The organism is Dapis purpurea BLCC-M126 (genome assembly GCF_050015975.1).
Lineage (GTDB): Bacteria > Cyanobacteriota > Cyanobacteriia > Cyanobacteriales > Microcoleaceae > Trichodesmium.
In genome coordinates this window covers 1-15,609 of sequence record NZ_JBNHER010000339.1, presented here as the reverse complement: position 1 = coordinate 15,609, position 15,609 = coordinate 1, and the positions used below count along the sequence as shown (strand labels likewise).

The 15,609-nt window shown below is 33.9% G+C and carries 10 protein-coding genes; 5 read left to right on the top strand and 5 right to left on the bottom strand.

Annotated elements, in window-relative coordinates; all coding sequences use genetic code 11:
* Positions 1-456: 456 nt before the first annotated feature.
* The 3 genes from ACP6PL_RS30920 to ACP6PL_RS30910 form a co-directional block, all read right to left on the bottom strand.
* The gene (locus ACP6PL_RS30920; protein ID WP_426549208.1) at positions 457-1,479 is read right to left on the bottom strand and encodes a DUF3179 domain-containing protein; all 1,023 of its coding nucleotides are present in this window, start codon (positions 1,477-1,479) and stop codon (positions 457-459) included.
* Positions 1,480-2,285: 806 nt separating this feature from the next.
* Positions 2,286-4,538, bottom strand: a complete 2,253-nt coding sequence (locus ACP6PL_RS30915; protein WP_426549207.1) for an nSTAND1 domain-containing NTPase — start codon at positions 4,536-4,538, stop codon at positions 2,286-2,288.
* Between the two features lie 714 nt (positions 4,539-5,252).
* A complete protein-coding gene (locus tag ACP6PL_RS30910) occupies positions 5,253-8,264 on the bottom strand; it encodes a GAF domain-containing sensor histidine kinase (RefSeq protein WP_426549206.1) in 3,012 nt (1,003 codons plus the stop codon).
* A gap of 207 nt (positions 8,265-8,471) precedes the next feature.
* Here ACP6PL_RS30910 and ACP6PL_RS30905 point away from each other — a divergent pair, with 207 nt between their 5' ends.
* The 3 genes from ACP6PL_RS30905 to ACP6PL_RS30895 all read left to right on the top strand — a co-directional run bounded on the left by ACP6PL_RS30905 (position 8,472) and on the right by ACP6PL_RS30895 (position 11,681).
* Positions 8,472-9,677 (top strand): quinone-dependent dihydroorotate dehydrogenase, encoded by a 1,206-nt coding sequence (locus ACP6PL_RS30905; protein WP_426549205.1) that lies wholly within the window; start codon positions 8,472-8,474, stop codon positions 9,675-9,677.
* Between the two features lie 343 nt (positions 9,678-10,020).
* Positions 10,021-10,680, top strand: a complete 660-nt coding sequence (locus tag ACP6PL_RS30900; protein WP_426549204.1) for a SanA/YdcF family protein — start codon at positions 10,021-10,023, stop codon at positions 10,678-10,680.
* Between the two features lie 362 nt (positions 10,681-11,042).
* On the top strand, positions 11,043-11,681 hold the full coding sequence (locus ACP6PL_RS30895; protein ID WP_426549203.1) for a transaldolase family protein: 639 nt from the start codon (positions 11,043-11,045) through the stop codon (positions 11,679-11,681).
* 530 nt (positions 11,682-12,211) lie between these two features.
* Here the strand turns inward: ACP6PL_RS30895 and ACP6PL_RS30890 are convergent.
* Entirely contained in the window at positions 12,212-12,784 is a 573-nt protein-coding gene (locus ACP6PL_RS30890) for a TerD family protein (protein WP_426549202.1), read from the bottom strand.
* Between the two features lie 219 nt (positions 12,785-13,003).
* Complete coding sequence (locus ACP6PL_RS30885) at positions 13,004-14,038, bottom strand: ABC transporter substrate-binding protein (RefSeq protein ID WP_426549201.1); 1,035 nt, start codon at positions 14,036-14,038, stop codon at positions 13,004-13,006.
* 562 nt (positions 14,039-14,600) lie between these two features.
* On the opposite strand from ACP6PL_RS30885, the gene ACP6PL_RS30880 reads away from it, so the two are divergent.
* Positions 14,601-15,269, top strand: coding sequence for a hypothetical protein (locus ACP6PL_RS30880; protein ID WP_426549200.1), 669 nt, complete (start codon positions 14,601-14,603; stop codon positions 15,267-15,269).
* A gap of 93 nt (positions 15,270-15,362) precedes the next feature.
* The gene (locus tag ACP6PL_RS30875; RefSeq protein ID WP_426549199.1) at positions 15,363-15,563 is read left to right on the top strand and encodes a hypothetical protein; all 201 of its coding nucleotides are present in this window, start codon (positions 15,363-15,365) and stop codon (positions 15,561-15,563) included.
* Positions 15,564-15,609 lie beyond the last annotated feature (46 nt).

Below are 15,609 nucleotides of genomic sequence, written 5' to 3'. Positions count from 1 at the left end.
AATTAGATAGTTAATCTAGGAGTCAGGAGTCAGGAGTCAGGAGTCAGGAGGAAAGAGAATTTAGAAACATTTGCTCTTGAATGAAGATGAAAATTTTTTTTATACTGAATTAAGCGGATTTGATATTACACCCTAAGTCAGGAACTGAAATTTTATCGAGCTCGCGTTTATTTATGCTGATCTAAATAAACACAACATTAGAGAGCGGGTTTTGAGAACTAGATATTTCTAAGTTCAAGGCTTTCGGTTCAACCCGCCCCTACAATTTTTTAACGTTTATAGCGGTTTTCACAAAGGTAGACTACAAAAATTCTTCCTTCTCTCCTAGATAACTAAAGCCTTCTTTCTTCTTCCTTTAAACCTAAATCTCTGTACTCTATATTAATGAAAACTGCTATAATTAGACTTACCTATTATTACTTTTTACCACCACCGAAAAATTATGTTGATAATTGACTACTTTTCTCCAAAAAATGCAGGATAAACAAAAGCAAAAGCAGTGGAACTAGGAACAGCAGTACCATCAAGTTCTTCAACAATAACAGTTTCCATTTGACCATCCCATTTAGCACGAATTTTTCGCCCATTAAACTCTACAATTTTTTCTCCTATTTCCTTCATTTCTGAATGTAAAAATTGAACACTACTACCAGAGAAATAATTTTGAGGTGTTTTTCCATCTGATTCCCAAATGTATGTAATAATAGACTTAGGATGTTCCCTAAGTTGGCGTTGATTTCTCACAGGAAAAATCAACATTTTATCAGTATAATAACTACCGTAAGGATAATTAAAATAGTCACGTTTATTACCTGTATCTGTAGAGAGAATTTTACTATTAGGATGTGCTGCTAACCAAGCACTAAGAGTAGTTTTAATGGCAGGAATTCTCTTTAAATTACGATTGACATCTTGACCAATAATACCCATAGCCCAAGGTTGAGAATAAAGACTATCATTAGCACGGTCATACATTACTAAACAACTTTGATAAAGTTTACCAGAAACTCCATAAGTTTTACTGCCACGTTCAAATGTTACTATAGTGTCACAGAGAGGACAATAAGAAACAGTAATATTAACTCCTCCTACTGTATCATTAACAATTTCATGCCAATTCATAATACCAATAGGATAAGCAACTGCTTCACCATTTATTTCTACACCAATCACTGTTTCATTAGCAGAAAAATCTGTTGTTTGAGCAGTATTAAATTTTGGATTATCAATAGAAGGAATACCATCTTTTGGCGGTCCGCCATTTAATAGTTGAGATAAATTAATGCGACTATATTTCTGAGGATCGAGATTTTGTGCTTGAATATCTTGGAGTTCTCTATTTTGATTGTTGAGATATTGTGCTAGATGAAAATAGCGGACTTTAAAGTTATCAAAACTACCTGCTTCTGCTAGCATAGCACTTAAACCAAAGCCAACAAATAAAGCACTACTGAGGATGATTTTGCTTGCTTTTTTCATGATCTTTTTTAATTGGTTTAGTAATAAGCAAAAATAATATAGTATTTGCCCTAAAAATTTAGTTATTAATTCGAGTTAGATAAATTTTCTATTAAGTCATAATTAATGTTTAGATATTCGCCAACTATGGGTCTGGAAAAAGTATATTTAATACTCAATCAACTCATAAATAAAATTGATATCCTCCCTAGGCTAAAATACTTGATGGTATAAGATTTCCATAAATCAATCAAACTAAACTGCTTGAAATAACTTGAGCAGGTTGATAATTCAACCGAAAATTATATAATTGGATAGTAAATTGCTAGATCAAGAATTTTAGTATATCCAGAGTAGTCTACATACCTTAAATTAAACTGAGTCCAACATGAAATGAAGATAAATAATTACTATAAAAAATATGAAACTTTTACCTTTATTTCCTTATTATAAAATCTTTATCTACAAAATTCTAATATAACTACTATAGCCTGTATAAACAATCCTAAACTACACTTTTTTTCTTATTTTATGTTAACTAACTCTCAGCTATCAGCTTTTCCGAGTTCATGCTTCGTAAAGAGTTTTCAGCTTTTTTATGACTGACTTAAACGTAGAAGTTTATACCTCACCAACATGATACAGCAGATTCCAGGTTGATGTGGTATAATTAATGGGATAAATATTTTTTGCTTGTTCCCTATACTATTGCCAATCTTCCCTACTCCCTATTTCCTAAAATCATCAATATACCTACTTCATCAAGTAGGAAACTGCTGTGATTGCTATGTATTCAATGCTTAATTTTTTAGTTCAAAATAAATTATCTAATCAACTCGCATCCATCGAAATATAGAAGCAACTGCTTTATCAAAGAAATTATTTGGTCTTTCTTGGAGTAATTTATTTTGTGCTAAATCTCTTTCTAACTCCAATTCAGCAATTAATTTTTCTCCTTCCTGTTCCCTAATTAATGGAATCAAATAATCATGGGCTAATTGATACTTATTATCTGGTAAATCTGGAAGTAGTAAAACAAGTCCCTGGGCAACTAATACATCTAAAATTAAATCTATTTTACTGGTTTGTTTTGATAAATCTGACGCTAATTCAGCAGAAGTTTTGAGTAGACGAGTACCATCTTCATTGGTTAACAAGTATAAGACAAGTGTTGCTGTTCTTTCATTTAGAAAACCACAATCTTTAATCGCTGTATCTAAAAAATTCATCCTTAATTTTTGCAGTGGATTATCTCCTAGCTTACGGTATTTTTTAATAGTGGAAATTTCTTCTATTTGGAGTTGATACCCTACTGCTTGTAATTCAATGGGACGTACTATATTATCTGTGAAACTCAAATCTTTTACCACTTGCTCAATTAAATTTGATTCCCAATTTAATTGAGTAATTTCACTTAAATTTTTGATTATTTCTTGAGTAAGATTTGGATCAAAATTACTTAGATAGTAAAGAGTTTCTTTAGATAAAACTTCATAATCAATTACTGATTCTAAATTTGTCTGTTGTTCCCATTCTAATAGATAATGTAAATAATCTGTTTTTGTTGATAAAATTACCTTGACAGAATTCAAACTTAAACACTCGTGTAAAAATTGATAAAGTGGCAGTCTTTGATTTATTTTTGGACAAATAGTAAAAAATTCTTCAAACTGGTCTAAAATTAATACTTTTAAATTATTTTTCTGATTCTTTTTAACTAATGTTTCTAGTACATATTCGAGATTCCAAGTTCTGGGGTCAGGATTTCTAATCCAATCAGTATATATACGCAGCGGTATAGGCATAATTACTTGATTATCATCTAATTTTTCTTTGAGTAAAGCAGGTATTAAACCTGCATTAAGTAAAGAAGTTTTACCCACCCCAGAAACACCATATAAAACTATTAGTTTATGATCTTGACTTTTGATTCTTCCTACTAATTTATTGACATCTTCTAAACGACCCGAAGCCTCAATTTCTTTAGAAGGTATGACACTACTATGAGAATCTTGTTGGGCTTGTAATGGATTTATACCTACAAAAGCTCTTAACCCATACTGATACTCAATTTTTAATTGTTCTTCTTTAATTGTGGCAGATTTTCCATATTTGTCTTGTTCAAAATAAAGCTTTCTTAATGCTTTTAATATGGAAAGATAGGATTGCAAATCGTGGTTTGGATGAGTTTCCCGTCGGGCTTTTTCTAGTTGTTCGATAGTGGCTTGCCACTCATTCAAATTTTGCTGAGATTCACTTAAAATTGAGAGGTAAGAAGTCTGATCTTGTCCAATTTCTAGAGGGTCTCCCAGAGACTGATTTTGAATAGCAACTGCTAACTCTGCTAATTGACTAGCGTGTGCCCATTTTGATTCGTGCATTGCAGCTTCAGCTAAAAATCCATAATCTTGAGCAATTTGCTCTTCTGTACCATAAGTTAGATGTAAATCTAAAGCTTTTTGAGCAAGGTCATATAAATCGCCCCACGCTTCTAATTTTTGCAGAACTTCTCCTTTTTTACTAATAAATTTAGCTACTATCTCTTGCCGATCTATTTGACTAAATAGGTCTAAGCTTTCTTGGAAATTATCTTTTGCTTGTTGCCAATAATTCTTTTTTTGTTTTGACTTGCCATTCAAATTTCCTAAATGATAGTAACATAATCCTATATGAAACTGGACTGCACCTAATTTTTCTAGCTGATTATTTCTTTGTTGAGTTACTATCTCTCCGGGTAAAATTTTTGTACCATTTTCCCAGGTTTCTCGGCTATTTTTAAAATGTGTTAATGCTGGCTCTATTTGACTATTAGCATAATTATCTCGACCAATAATAAAATCTAGATTCGCTGTTTGAAGAGGTGATAATTTCTGATGTTTGTAGTTAATCTGTAAATCTTCAATGGCTGTTGCCAGTAGTTGACTTTCTTTGACACTTAGAATATCTGAGTTATTTTGAAACTCAATAATATTAGGGTCGAAAATCTCAGCCAATATTTTATTTGCACAATCTTCAATAATATTAATAGCTGTAAGAGAACTCGATGGAGTTAAATTTTCTGATTTTTCTTGATCTGTCATAGCTAAAATTCTTAATTATTAGTAATAAGTAAAACAGTCTTTATCGTTACGCCCCCGCATCAGACATAGGAAGTCATCCCTCAGAAATTTTTCAGAAAATTTGATATTCTATTTCCTAGCCGTTTACATAGGGTTTAAGACCCCTGCTATACAAAAGTTTCCGCAGCTATTAGGTAAATATATTGACGGTTTTAGGGAGTAGGGGGGAACAAGGAAAAAATATTTACCCGGTCAAAATTCCAGCTATTCTACCTCAGAATAACGGGAAGCGCTGTAAATTTCATTTGAGCGGATTAAAATTAATGGCGAGTTTTAATATCCCACCCATTTTTACTTCTGACTTCTGACTTTATCAATCCTCTTTGTCAATTATGGGAGTTACTTTTAACCTTAATTCATTTTAGCACTTGTGAGGATTATAAGAAAATGTCAAGATTTTTTAAGGAGTTATATCAAATCCGATAGTATCAATTAAATTATAGAGGATTAAACTTGTTGGGTTTCTTTACCTCAACTCAACTGAAAAAATACTAATATTCTAATGAGCAGTTATATATAATCCAATTATATAATATATGTTGATAATTCTATCTATACAATATTTAATCCCTCTACCTCCCTACCTCCCTACCTCCCCATCTCCCTATCTCCCCGTCTCTCCCAACAACTCTAATAAGTATTCAACCAGATTTGATATCATTCCCTATTGTCAAATCAAATATGAGCTAAAGGTAACAGTAACCGACTTTCTACTAAACCACCTTCGGCCAACTCTAGCTCAAAATCTCCTCCCATTTGTTGCATGACTCGCCGACAGATAATTAAATGTTTGCCTGGGGGTATAACTAGGGAAGAAGATTCTAATATATCAGGTATAGAACCAGCGTTAAATTCAGCAATTAATTGGGGACTAATATTTCCTTCATCAAGAATAGAAATTTCTAGCCATTCTTCATCTAAAGTTTGGCATTTAATATCTATTTTTCCTCCTGTTGTAGAACGACGACAAGCACTAATCAAAAGCTCATATACAACCAATTCTAATTTAATACTATCTCCATAAATAGTTAAATTTCCTTCCCGATGAACTTCTAATTGTAATTGTCTTTTTTTGACTTGGGAATCAATGCGAGTCAGCGATCGCCTCAACAAATTAGCCACAGATACAACGTCATAATTTGCTTGTAAACGCCATTTTTCTTGTTTCAATAATGAGGTAGTAGATGATAATACATTGCCAATTTGTCGTAGTAATTGCTGATAACGTAGATTGGCTAGCATATCTTTTTGTTGAGTAGAATTTTCAGCCGGAATATTATTTAGTTCAGTTAACTGTTTAAAACCAGAACCAACAGTACGGTAAAGTTCTTCTAAACGCCTTTGTTTATACCAATTCAACCACTCTAATTCTTCTCGCTGAGATTCCAAAGTAGTCTTGACGATTAAATAGCGACGTGACCAGGCAAACTGAGAAACCAAAGTAGTGAGTAAATTTTTCAAACTTTCAGCCGAAGAATTTTCTAACTGCAAAACTTCTGTTTTTTGCCATAAAATCTTGTGGGAATCTGCCAATAATAATATACCTGTTGGCTGATGTTCAGCAGCAGTACGCAAAGCAGTTACTACAACCTGACCACTATCAAGAATATTTAGCCACCGCAAAGTTTTAGCTGGCACTTCACTCACATTCAAATGCAACCAATCATGGGTAGAAAGTATTTGTTGAATCCAAGCATCAGTACGAACAGGAATCGAAATTTTACCAGTGCTAGTAATATTAGAGTCAGCATAACTATAACTAATAATTCGGCCTGTTTGCGAAGCAGGATACCAAGCAATCAAAGCAACTAGGGGAACAGTTTGCGGATCTATCTCTCCTATTTCCATAATTGCTTGAGCAATAAATTGGATAAAACTACGTTCGAGATGATCGAGGGATAAATTTTCTAAGACACTTTGTTCTCCCACTGGTGCTAGATTTTTAACTTCTTGTAAAAATGAGGAGTCCGAAGAATTAATCAATACTTTTGTGGGATTTCCGAGTATTGTTGTGGGTTGCAAAGCAGTTAAACCAGACTGCAAATATTGGATATATTGTTGTTGCTGATTAATTTGCTGATTTATGTCTCTTTGATGCAGAATAAAACCTAACTGTTGGCTGGCAATTTGTACCAATTCTCGCTCATTGCGATTCCAACTGCGAGGAGCATCATAACCAATAATTACAATTCCTTCGGGTTTATCGTACTTATTATCTTGATTCTCTGTAATAGATTCCTCTTCCTCCTGTTTCTTAGTTCCTCTTGTGCTGCACAATAGAAGAGAGCGCATTCCTAGTTTCTCAAAATTTTCCTGCCAAGCACCTAATATATGATTCTCTGACCAATTTTCAATTCCTAATACTTCGGTGTTTTTATCGATCAGCGCCATATCTTCTTTGCTGAGGGAGGGTAAGGGAGTTGTGATTATTCGACTTTGAGTAGAATGATTTTGATAAATAACCTCAAACTGGTCTTTCTTGCGAATAGCTAAAATAAAATATTTAGCACCTAAGCGTTGAGATAGTTTTTCCGCCGTTGTTCGGATAGTTTTTTGCCAGCCATCATCACAATAAATAGCCCGAGTTATTCCTGCAGTTAAAGTCTGATCTATTTTGGCTTGGGAAATTTTGTCTTTCATTTCTGATAGGGGAGAAGTTAAAGCTACCAGTTGACCTATTCCATGCAAATAGTTTTTTTCATCATCTTGCCATGGACGGTTGTGTTGTTCTTCTATAGTAATAAACCCTAATAATTCGTCTTCTAAGATAATAGGTGCTACTAATACAGAACGAGCTTTGATTTGTCGGAGTAGTAGTTGAGTAATCTCGTTGTCTACGGAGTTGTAATATTCTCCGACACAAACAATTTCCCCTTTTACTAATATGTGATATAACTCGCCTAAATCTTGCAATGTAATACCAGAAGCAGGACGTTTGAAGTCACTCCATTCTACAATTACTTGGCGATTACTTGCACGACGCCAAAAGTAGCGCCCATTGGGATAATACCAGTAAATATTTGTGCGAGATGGCTGCAAAAATTTATGAGTAATTTCTACAACTGCTTCCAGACGTTGATCTAGAGTTGTTAATTCTCCTAATTGAGAAAGTAATGAGAGTATAGGTTCATCGGGTCGTTTAATTTGCTTCTGTTGCCACTCTTTTTGTATGTTGTCTAATGTGTGCCCCAATTCTCCCCAGATTAAAGATAGTAGTGCTTTTTCTCCTGACTCTAGAGATATGCCACGATTTTGTGAAGCCATTAAAACAACCCCAAAAGATGTTTCCTTGTAAGATATAGGAAATAAAATCGTTCCTTTAACGTGATAAGTCTGAGCTATTTTTACCCATCCTCCCACTTGCTTTTCAGCACTTAAGTCAGCTATTTTAAGTGCTTTACCTTCCATTAATACTTGTTCTAATACATCTCCATCACTAATTGTAAATTTTTGTTTAAGAATAGAAATTTCACCATTAGGAGTGATTCCTCCTTTGCCAACTATTTTATTTCCTAATCTGTCATATAAACCTACCCAAATTAAACAAAAATCCAACTCTGATTGCAAATAAATGATGATTTTTTTAATTATAAAATCTATGTTTTCTTCTTCTCTTATTGTCCTTATTATACTTTCTATATCTATTATATTATTGTCTTTTTTTTCTGATTTATTGTTTTTGAACATATATTTATTCTCCTGCTAAGTTTTAATTGTATAAATAATATTTATTTAAAAATATAAAAAAATATTTAACTTTTGATTATTTAGATATTCAACCAAGTAGATGATATATTAATTAAACGAGTTAACTATTGTTCTCTCATAAGTAAAATCCCAATAACCTCAAGATTATACAATTTAGAGTTTTAAGTTTTAATTTTGAGTTTTTAATTGTCAACTACTATTCAGAATCAAGTGTTAAATATTTATCGTTCTGTCGTATTTCCGATTCTATTTTCTGGATTAAAAGCCGATCCAGAATGGGTTCATCATCGCGTCCTAAATATTCTTAGTTTTATAGATACTGACTCCGACTCTCAACTAATAAGTAGGGTTCAGACAATGATGGATAAATTCTTCTGTTTTGAAGATACTCGCCTAAAGCAAACTTTATGGGGATTAAACTTTAAAAATCCCGTTGGTTTAGCTGCAGGATATGATAAAGATGGTGTGGCCATTAATGCCTGGCCTCGATTAGGTTTTGGGTTTGCTGAACTTGGTACAGTCACTTTCCATCAGCAATCAGGAAATCCTCAACCAAGATTGTTTCGTTTACCAACAGATCGGGCTGTGTTGAATCGAATGGGATTTAATAATCAAGGAGCTGGTGCTCTAGCTACAAGATTACAAGGTCAAGCAAAAACCAATCTAGGGGCTCTAAGCATACAAGAAAATTATTCTTTTATTCCTCCTTCTTTGTTTCCTTATGGTATAAATATTGGTAAATCTAAGATAACATCTTTAGAAGCAGCAGCAACAGATTATTTAGATAGTTTTCGATTATTAAAAGATTGGGGAGATTATTTTGTTGTTAATGTATCTTCTCCTAATACTCCAGGGTTACGTTCCCTGCAAAATACCGATAATTTAAGTAAAATTTTAGCAGTTTTGCAAGAAGAAAATCAAGGAAATAAGCCTATTTTAGTTAAGATTGCACCCGATTTAGAAACTGAAGCGATCGCCTCAATACTAGACCTAATTAAAGAATATCAAATATCTGGTATAATTGCCACTAACACAACTATTAATCGTGAGGGATTAAAAACTAAAATTATTCCAGTAACAGGTAAAGCTGTAACTGAAGAAGCAGGTGGAATTAGTGGCGCACCATTAACCCAAAGATCGACAGAAATAATTAAATTTATCTGGCAAGAAACTCAGGGAAAATTACCAATTATTGGTGTAGGTGGTATATTTACTACGGAAGATGCGTGGGATAAAATTACTGCAGGTGCAAGTCTAATTCAAGTTTATACAGGCTTGGTATATCAAGGACCAGAAATGGTCAAACAAATTCTTCAGGGGTTACTACAAAAGTTAGATGAACAGGGATTAAATTCTATTTCTGAAGCTGTTGGTTTAGCACATCAGAAGTAAGTCATTTCAGTTATCAATTAACAGTACTTCCACTCTTTTTGATAATATAGCTGTTAGTATATAAGTTAATTATGAAAGTTGAAAAAATTGGATTGAGGAATTTATGAACTAACAAGAGTAAATAACTATTTTCAGGATACAAAAACATTTATTTTATGTTAAGTAAAGTATGGAATAAAAAAGGAGATATATTACAGAATACACAAGATAAAAAACAATCCTGTACATAAATATCTTTTTTTATCTTGGAGTACTTATTATTCCTTTTACTATTACTCCAAATCTTAATTTTTTTTCAATTTACACATTTAATTAGTCTTAATTTTACGATTGATTATTGCCTATGTTACCTAAATTATTCTTACTCAATCAGCGCTTAATTTTGTGGCTATTAGTATTAACAATACTATTAATTCCTCTAGCTTTAAACTTTTACGTCAGAGTAGCTACAAGCAAATATCGCTACAAAAATCCAGAAGAAGTGCCAGCTCAACCTATTGCTATAGTTTTTGGGGCAGGAGTTTGGGCAGATGGTACGCCCACACCAATGTTAGCTGACCGAGTACAAGGAGCTGTTAACTTATACAAAGCTGGTAGTGTTAAAAAAATTTTGATGACTGGTGACAATGGTACCCCTGATTATAATGAAGTGAAGGCAATGCAAGAATATGCAATTTCCCGTGGTATACCTTTTGATGATATTACTTTAGATTATGCTGGTTTTAGCACTTATGAAAGTTGTTATCGTGCTAAAGAAATATTTGGCATTAGCCAAGCAGTTTTAGTAACTCAACGTTATCATTTACCTCGTGCTGTTTATACCTGTCGTCAACTAGGAGTAAATGCTACAGGTTTAGGTACACCAGATTGGGGAAAGTTTAGAAATGATTCTATGAAGCGTTATTCAACCCGTGAAATTTTGGCAGTATTAAAAGCATTGTTGGAAGTTCATATTACTCGTCCTAAACCAACTTTTTTAGGACCTTTTGAGGGGATTAGTTAAGAATTAATAATTAATAATTGAGAATTAAGAATTGAGAATTGGGAATTAGAAATTGGGAATTAAGAATTAATTACTTCTTCTGTAATACCTTGTTGAAAAAAATGCTAGACTTACTCAAGACTTCAGTTGCTAAGTAATCAGTAAGTAAGAGCAATATTTTTAAGTATTCGTTGCCAAAGCACGAAGATATCTTATGATTAATAACCCTATTCTCTAGTCCTTTCTCTTAAGACAATGCAGCAAATATTTATCAAATTGGTATAATATAAGCATTGGCTGAAATAATTTTTTTTGTAAGAGAAACTGTGTTTATCTCAAGTTTTCCAGATAGATTTTTTGATGATTTTTAATAGGAGGAAAAAATGGTTCTTTATCTTGATTCAGCAATAGTAACAGAAGCAAGAGTTGCCAGTAAATTTGGTTGGATATCTGGGGTAACAACTAACCCGACTTTACTGGCAAAAAGTGATTTGTCTCCAGAAGCAACATTAAAGGAACTTTCAGAAATTGTTTCTGGAGAATTATATTATCAACTTACTGCTATTAACTTTGATGACATGATGGCGGAAGCGAAAGCTGCATTGAAATTAATTGGCCGCCAAATAGTTCTGAAAATTCCGGCAACTGCTACTGGTTTTCAAGTGGTATCTTATCTGTCTGAAGATATTGACTGTTCGGTAACTGGAATATATCATCCCGCTCAAGCAGTAGTAGCTGCAGAAGCAGGTGCTAAATATGCGATCGCCTATGTTAATCGAGCGACTAGACTGTTGGGGGATGGTTTAAAGTTGGTGCGAGAGATGGCAAAGGTAGTTGAAGGTAGCGGTACAGAAATTTTAGCAGCGAGTGTAAAATCTCCTGATGAAGCTGTGGCGACTTTATTAGCGGGTGCTAATCATCTTACATTACCATTTTCTGTTTTAAAGGCAATGACTACCCAGGAGTTATCAGAGCAAACTTTTAAAGAATTTAATCAAAAAGGACGAGGAATTATGTATTAACTGGTAATAATAAAATATCTGTAGATTGACAGATAAAGGCTTGAGCCTTTGCATATGCTCTAAAAGTGGAAGGTTTTTGCTACCCATAGCTGAAAATACTGCGATTTTGAGCAGACAAGAGCGAAAAAATTGAGAGACAATTCTTCTGACTACATACTCTGTAATTCCCATTTCTCCTAACTCCTGTACGGGCGATTTCCTACGGAATGCTCCGCATTCATGTCGGCGACAGCCGTTTAGCTAGCGGACAACTTCGTTTTGCTAACGCAAAGCTCCGCTTTATATGTCGCGCAGCGAAACGGCTAAGAGCCGACATGAAAAACGCTTCGCGACATGAAAAGCGTTTGCGTAGCATTCTGATAGGAAAGCTTTGCAGAATGCAAAATGCGAATTGCCCCTAGGACTCCTGACTCCTACCCTTATCCATAAGACTTTTTCAGCAAACCTTACTTATATGCTTCAGGAAGAATATCAATTCCCACAATTGATTTCACCCCCAAGTCAGTTAGAGTTTTACCTGCCAATTTAGGCTAAGAAGCATACTTATCAACAAACCCTTGTAAACCAGAATTATAACCTTGTCCGACAGCTTGGAATCTCCAATCATTATCTTTGCGATAAAGTCTGCCAAATTCCAGAGCTGTTTCTCTAGAAAAATCTTCTTCTAATTCATATTTAGCTACTTCTTGTTCTGTGGTAATATCGTATATTCTGATAAAAGAATTTCTGACTTGTCCAAAGTTTTGTCTTCTAGCATCTGCTTCATGGATAGTTACTACAAATAGTATTTCTTGAATAGCTTGGTCTACTTTTGTTAAATCAATTTTTATTACTTCATCATCTCCTGAACCTTCTCCAGTTCTACTATCTCCTGAATGTTTAACTGAAGCATCTGGTGATGTAAGGTTATTGTAAAAAACAAAGTATTTTTCTGTAGGTATTTTGCCATTAGTTCCTAACATAAATACAGAAGCATCTAAGTCAAATGCAGAACCTGTATCTGTGGTATTAACATCCCATCCTAAGCCAATACCAACTTGTGTTAAATTAGGAGATTCTTTAGTAAGATTTAATCTTTCGCCTTTAGTAAGATTAATAGACATAATTTACCTCTTTTCAGTTATCAGTTATTAGTTTTCAAATATGACTTACTAATAAGTATTCAACTATTAGTTGTCAGCTCTCAGCTTCATTAATAGATAATACATAATCAAAACTATCTCTAATAGACCTCTCCAAAAATCTCAATTTTTGAACAGCGACGTAAGAGCTTGAGAACCTTTTCTGGAGATGTCTAATTATCAATTATCCATTATTAATTATTAATTATTAATTACCCCCTTATTAACAAACTGTAAAGTAAAAGCTTCTTTATAGTTAGTATCTAGCTTAATTACTCCTGCCTCTACTACACTATCAAAGAATAATTTCCACCGTTCATCTGTCATAGCACCAATACCTTTTGTAGCAGCATCTCCAGAAATAACAATACCATATTCTTTCATTTTTTCTAAACTATAAGCCAATAAATCATCTGTAACTTCTGGATTATCTTTTTTAATTAATTGATTTGCTGGTTCAGGATTTTCTAAATAACTATACCAACCTTTAATGGAAGCATCGACAAATCTTTGCACTAAGTCAGGATTTTTTTCTACCATTTCTTTTGTTGTTTCTATAGTAGTAGCATAAGGTTGATAGCCAGCATCTGCTAATAACATAACTACAGGTTCAAAGCCTCCTTTTTGCCGAATTGTGAAAGGTTCAGATGTCAGATAACCTTGCTGAATTACATTTTTATCTACTAAAAATGGAGCTACACTAAAATTATAAGGACGTTTCTGATCGTCTGTATAACCATACTTACTTTTCAGAAATTGCCAATAGCCTTTTTCAGATAAAGATGAGATGTAAATTGGCTTGCCTTTTAGTTGTTCTAAAGAGTCATTTTCTACCCCTGGATGAGCAATTAATACTTGGGGATCTTTTTGGAAAATAGCTGCAACTGTAATAGTAGGAATTCCGGCTTCTACAGAACTAATTGCCTCAATACCAAATCCCATATAAAAGTCTATTGCACCTCCTACTAATAGCTGAGTTCCATTCACTTGAGCATTTCCCATTCTAATAGTGACATCTAAACCATAATTTTCATAAATTCCTGTAGCAATTGCTTGATAAAAACCCCCATGTTCGGCTTGGGCATACCAATTTGTTCCATAAGTAACTTTGTCAAGATTTTTGTCAGTTTTAGCTACTGAATTGGAGTTATTAGGACTAGCACAACTTGTTAATATGCTAGTGCCAATACCTAAGCTACTATACTGAATAAATTGACGGCGACTAATATAATTCATCTATTTTACTAGGTTTATTTGATTTAAAAAAAATCATTTCATTTATCAGTAACTCCTACTTCAGTAGTAGGCTTGAAATACTGAAATTTATTTTTTTCATTCCCTTAAAAGGGGAAGATTGAGACCTGATTTTTTGGTCACTTTTGTAGTAATTTTACGACAAATAGTAAAGTAAGCATTCAGGTGGCTCACTGTAAGGTCGCCTCCTGGGTCGTAACTACGTTGACAGCAATAAGACTCCGCCCTTAAGAATACGGTTTATATGAATATAGACTTTAAGGTCAAGAAAGCAATAGCTGAATGCTGACAATGTAGTAATATTATATTACTACATAAATGCTTATTTGAGAGATACTTATGCCATAGAATTTAAAATTATTTTCTGAATGCTTAAACTGCTTGAAGTTATTTTTTGTTGAATTATGCTATGCTTAATCTCATCAAATTTAATAAATTTAATTATGTAATTATTATCCCAAAGTTAATAAAAAATGCTGAAACATAAACATATTGTATTAACTTCTCATCCGGGTCAATCAGGTAAAAAACCAATACCTGTGCCGTGGGGCGCTTAAATCCTGTAGAGCGGGGACCTGTGATTGGGTCTTTGAGTAACCCCAACCATCGTAATGTAATTGGTACTCATTCTGGTTCCTATGCTGTTTATCGTGCTTTGGCGATCGCCTCTGGTAAACTGCAATCAAATCACCGCGCTGACTTGACAAACACTTCACCCCCAGAACAAATTGGGTCTCATCCTAGTTGGCATGACCCCGATAAAATTGTTTGTCTCGATCCTTTGGGGCAGTTGTGGGAGAGATGTTTGCATCTTAATTTTGAACAGGGATACGATATCCGACGGACTATTGCTATTACAAAGGCAAATATTAATATGCCAGAGTTACAGGATGCTGTCGCTAGAGGTGTATTGAAAGCTGATGGTAATATTGTCAAAAAAAATGGTAATTTATTAGTAACAAAAGCAGCCATCGATCCGGTTTGGTATTTACCTGGAGTAGCTAAACGACTGAATGTGGAAGAAAGTGAGTTGCGTCGGGTATTGTTTCAACAAATGGGTGGAATGTTCCCGGAGTTGGTAACGCGCCCAGATTTACATTTGTTTTTGCCTCCTATTGGTGGTACGACAGTATATATCATCGGAAATATTGCTGATATTTTCGATCTCACAAAAAAACTAGCAGTTAGAGTTCACGATGAATCCAACGGTTAGGATGTATTCGGTTCTGATATTTGTACTTGTCGTCTCTATTTAGTGGATGGCATTGAAGTTTGTATTAAGACAGCCCAGGAGGGAGGTGTCGGTGTGATAGTTTATTTCCGTAAAGAGGGTAGAGCATTGGGAGAGGTGACTAAATTTTTGGTTTATAACGCTCGGAAAAGACAGGCAGGAGGCGATCGCGCAGATGCTTATTTTACTCGGACTGAATGTGTGGCAGGAGTTCAAGATATGCGGTTTCAAGAGTTGATGCCTGATGTTTTGCATTGGTTGGGTGTGATTCATTAATTGATAATGGATAATGGATAATTGATAATTACCTCTGGTTAAAACC

Bases quoted from the DNA above. Each gene is read 5' to 3' on its own strand.
- ACP6PL_RS30920 (WP_426549208.1), bottom strand. From the start codon at position 1,479: ATGAAAAAAGCAAGCAAAATCATCCTCAGTAGTGCTTTATTTGTTGGC.
- ACP6PL_RS30915 (WP_426549207.1), bottom strand. From the start codon at position 4,538: ATGACAGATCAAGAAAAATCAGAAAATTTAACTCCATCGAGTTCTCTT.
- ACP6PL_RS30910 (WP_426549206.1), bottom strand. From the start codon at position 8,264: ATGTTCAAAAACAATAAATCAGAAAAAAAAGACAATAATATAATAGAT.
- ACP6PL_RS30900 (WP_426549204.1), top strand. From the start codon at position 10,021: ATGTTACCTAAATTATTCTTACTCAATCAGCGCTTAATTTTGTGGCTA.
- ACP6PL_RS30895 (WP_426549203.1), top strand. From the start codon at position 11,043: ATGGTTCTTTATCTTGATTCAGCAATAGTAACAGAAGCAAGAGTTGCC.
- ACP6PL_RS30890 (WP_426549202.1), bottom strand. From the start codon at position 12,784: ATGTCTATTAATCTTACTAAAGGCGAAAGATTAAATCTTACTAAAGAA.
- ACP6PL_RS30885 (WP_426549201.1), bottom strand. From the start codon at position 14,038: ATGAATTATATTAGTCGCCGTCAATTTATTCAGTATAGTAGCTTAGGT.